At 34.2% G+C, this 3,800-nt stretch carries 3 protein-coding genes and 2 pseudogenes; 2 read left to right on the forward strand and 3 right to left on the reverse strand.

Annotated features, from left to right (window positions below; genetic code table 11):
- The coding region (locus Q7P05_RS07755) for a hypothetical protein (RefSeq protein WP_303931473.1) at positions 1–184 on the reverse strand (184 nt) is incomplete at its 3' end.
- A 111-nt stretch (positions 185–295) separates the two neighbouring features.
- The gene (locus Q7P05_RS07760; RefSeq protein ID WP_303931475.1) at positions 296–2,278 is read right to left on the reverse strand and encodes a DUF2075 domain-containing protein; all 1,983 of its coding nucleotides are present in this window, start codon (positions 2,276–2,278) and stop codon (positions 296–298) included.
- Positions 2,279–2,464: 186 nt separating this feature from the next.
- Between Q7P05_RS07760 and Q7P05_RS07765 the strand changes: the two are divergent.
- Positions 2,465–2,953, forward strand: a pseudogene (locus Q7P05_RS07765) (hypothetical protein).
- Positions 2,954–3,146: 193 nt separating this feature from the next.
- On the opposite strand, the gene Q7P05_RS09635 reads toward Q7P05_RS07765, so the two are convergent.
- Positions 3,147–3,224, reverse strand: coding sequence for a putative holin-like toxin (locus Q7P05_RS09635; RefSeq protein WP_223209338.1), 78 nt, complete (start codon positions 3,222–3,224; stop codon positions 3,147–3,149).
- A 225-nt stretch (positions 3,225–3,449) separates the two neighbouring features.
- Between Q7P05_RS09635 and Q7P05_RS07775 the strand changes: the two are divergent.
- Positions 3,450–3,800: pseudogene (locus Q7P05_RS07775) on the forward strand (hypothetical protein); the annotation flags it as partial.

Here is a 3,800-nt window from a genome sequence, read left to right on the forward strand (position 1 = left end):
TATTGATAGCTTCCGTACGTGTATCAAAGTAAATTTTATTAATTTCATTCATGCGAGATACGTGACGGCAGTCATCATAATGGAACTTCCCAGTATTCATGTTTCCTGTATACCCCAATACAGTAGAAATCATTGTAATCATGGTAAGTAAGGTCATGATTATAATTCTTTTTGTCTGTTTCATAATTCACTCCTCTAATAAAAACACACATATATATTATAATCAATAATATGCTTATCTGCCTAGGGTTATGTTTATTATAGATAAACTATTAATGAATAGAGGGCAGGTAGTTTATAATTTATTTGGCTTACATTGAAGTGTATCTTGATCTGTGCTTTTACGATCAGCAGCTATTTTTTGACTATCAAGATTAGCTTGAGAATTATTATAGGTATAGCTCAATTGATGGTTATAAGCTAGTTTAAAATAATTAGATAGTTCTTTATTTGTACAGTAAATATAACAGCCTTTTTGACCTCGTGTCATTAATGTACGATAAGTATTTTTTACAATCTCATCTGCAATACGTTGTGCTTCTTCTGGTTTTTCTTTTAAAAGTTTCTTAATGCCTTTAATAGACTGGTCGGTTTTTGCACGTTTTGTAATATCTACGATAAGTTGACCATTTTCATAACGTAAATCATCACCAATGATTACACCGACATATTCAAACTCGAGACCTTGAGTAGTATGAATACATCCAGCCTCATTGATAGAATCTGGATCTATAGCATATGTATTAGAATTACCTAAGTTCCAGCTGATTCCAAAATTGTGTTCTGGTATTTGAATGTCTTTGACTATAGATGTTGTACGACCTTCCTTAGGCCAGTCCCAACAATAGCCTGCTAAAAGTCGAGATTTATTGTTTATCTCATTTTTAGTTCTTATAGCGTTATACATATCATGAGGATTATCAAAGATTCTAAAGTCATAATCACCTTCAAAACCATCATAATTTGCTGTTTCTGCAATTTGAAGAACGTTGTCTAGCCAGGCTAAATAGCCATCAGAGCCATTACAACGAAACTGAGATTCTAGTGCACCTTCATAAATAAGCGCTTTTTGTTCTGTACTAAACTTTAATATTTTATCGATAGTACCTGCATCTTTAAAAGTAACACGTTGATTTCGATCAATAAAGAAGACACTAAAGAGGGAGGCATTAATAATTTCTTTGATTTGGTCTTCTCCTTCATTTTGGTACATTCCAGATTTTTCACGTAATCGATGTGCTTCATCAACAATTGCAATTTGAAGTGCATTTTTAGATCGTGTATGGAAGGTACCACTACTTTGGAATAATGCTTTAATCTCTGTTTTCTTAAATCCTTTTTGTAGCATGGTGCTATATACATTACGTGGCGCAGCATTTGAAGTAATATATTGTGCCATATAGCCATTGTGGATACATTCAGCTAATAAGTTGATAGCAACTACACTTTTACCGGTACCAGGGCCACCACGAACTATGTATACCGTTTTCTGGTTATTTTTAATAGCATCAAAGGCAGCTTTTTTTATTTGTTCAAACTCTACCTTTTGGTCATCAATTAAGACAAATTCTTTATTGCCTTTTAGCATATTTAAAATAGAATCTTGAAGTGATTTTGATGGTCTTAACTTACCATGCTCAATAGACTCCATGATATTTGTAGTATCAGGCTTTGGAATATAGGTTTTGATAAAGCTACGTAAGCTATCCATTTGGCCTAGTGTAAACATCGGAGAGATATTTAAGATATCATTATAAATAGGGTCACGAAGCTCAGGAGATATATTTTCATCGAAGTTATGTAAAAAAGCACATGGATGTAACTCAATAGGTCTAGTCTGTACATCTTCATTAAAGTTCTCAATGAGACTACAGTAGGACCAAGCTTGATAGGAAGGATGGGTTACTTCATGGAGTCCACCGCGAAGGTAGGTAGATACAATATTATCCTTATCTGTTACCTTGAAAGCTTCGTCCCATTGTTTAAGTTCAACAATAACTACATGTTCTTTATTTTGGTGATCTAAACCTGTAATAATAAAGTCCACCCGTTTTTGCGTGTTTGGCACAATATATTCGATGGCTACACCAGCTAGATCAGGTATAGCGAAATCACGCATAACATTAGCCATATAAGATAATGAAGTTTGCCATGAATGAATCTCAGAGTCACCAACACGACGATATTTTTCTGTTAATGTTTGATGGAGTTTTTTTACCAAAACACCCTGCTCAAAATCTTGGATAAAAGATTGTTTTGTAGAAGAGTAAATAATCATAAAGATACCTTTTGAACGTCAGAGTATAGATAGCAAAATTTGTATATTAATTATATTTTACTCTATGTTAGAATGAATTTGAATTCTGTATTCTTTTTACATATTTGATATGATATAAATAAGAACACAAAGAGCATGTCTTTAATGATAGTAATATATATGTTTGTATGATTAGGAGTAAATCGTATGGCAACGTGGTCAGGTATACGAAATAAGTTAGAAACAGAATATTTGGCTTTAAGCTTGCGAGGGCATATTCAATATTTTGCTACTACCTATAGCAAATCACCTGATCATGAGGGCAGAGCGGCTATACGATATAATGGGAAGGAGATTATAAAGGGAAACTATTGGAATCAATATGTGAAGGCGCATCTATTTCCTAAAGATGATACCTATGAACGGAGAATGCATGAAAGTTTTCCATTTGTAGACAATACAGCCCTAGAATTAGGCGTATTTGATCAGCGCTGTTTTTATCAGGCTTTTGAGGAATTTGATAATTAAAGTATTGATAAGAGCCTCGTTAGTGATAATTTAATTGTACGTATCCTTGCAGTTTTAGATAGACGTATAGGAAAGCGTAGACTCATTTCTATGAGAGATTTTATGGAGGAGGAACCACCTGTATTTCAAGAATTTTATGCTATTCGTATACACCATGAAGGTTCATAAATGAAAACAGGAAAGGAATTGTTTAATTCCTTTCCGTGTTTAGATATGATATAATTTATATCAAAGTGAGGCATAAGTGGTTTTGGTCGCCAGACTTCGCTTCTAGTATTTGAAATTGAAGAAACGGTCTGACTTCACAGTCGGGCCTTTTTTCATGTCACGATTAGAAAGCTAGCTTTCAGCTAGAGGTCAATCACTTTGCTGCCATGATAATGGTCGCCACAAGTATGCCAAAGGAAATCATGAGTGATAACACTTTGAATGTACTCATATTGATCACCGCCAATCTCTAGATGATTAGCAAAGGCTGGACCCATTTAGAGGCCTCAAGTTCAATATAGATGTGTAAATAATAAAAGTAAATAGATTAGAGGTTCCTAATAGTCACCTAGGTGACCAATAGGAACCTTTTTCGCTTTGTAATTATTATTATAGGATAGATAAATTATGTTACAATACAAATAAGATAATAGTTTTTAGGGAGAGGGAGACTCATATGAAACGTTATATTACATTACTTAGTCTAGGTTTGTGTTTAGCCGTACCGATGCTTTCACAAGCTAGCGATACAAAGACTGTTATGCATGTTACGAATGTACATAATGGTCAATATGATGCGGCATTAGATGCTATTACAGATACAAAGTTTTATGGACCTTATCAATTCCGAGTATTAAAGGATGCTATTGAAACGCAGGGCGAAACGAAGGACATTGATGGTAGGGTGTTTAGAACCTCTGATGTGGTATTTATGCATGTAAAGGCTAGATCTATCGATAGTACTAGCCCTACTCTTGATGATGAGGTTAATAAGCTTATCAAGGACAGAACGGTTCCTGAACCTACC

It is taken from the genome of Veillonella dispar (genome assembly GCF_937975875.1).
Taxonomy (GTDB): domain Bacteria; phylum Bacillota; class Negativicutes; order Veillonellales; family Veillonellaceae; genus Veillonella; species Veillonella dispar_B.

Coding starts and splice junctions, on each gene's coding strand:
- Q7P05_RS07760 (WP_303931475.1), bottom strand. CDS start 2,278: ATGATTATTTACTCTTCTACAAAACAATCTTTTATCCAAGATTTTGAG.
- Q7P05_RS09635 (WP_223209338.1), bottom strand. CDS start 3,224: ATGAGTACATTCAAAGTGTTATCACTCATGATTTCCTTTGGCATACTT.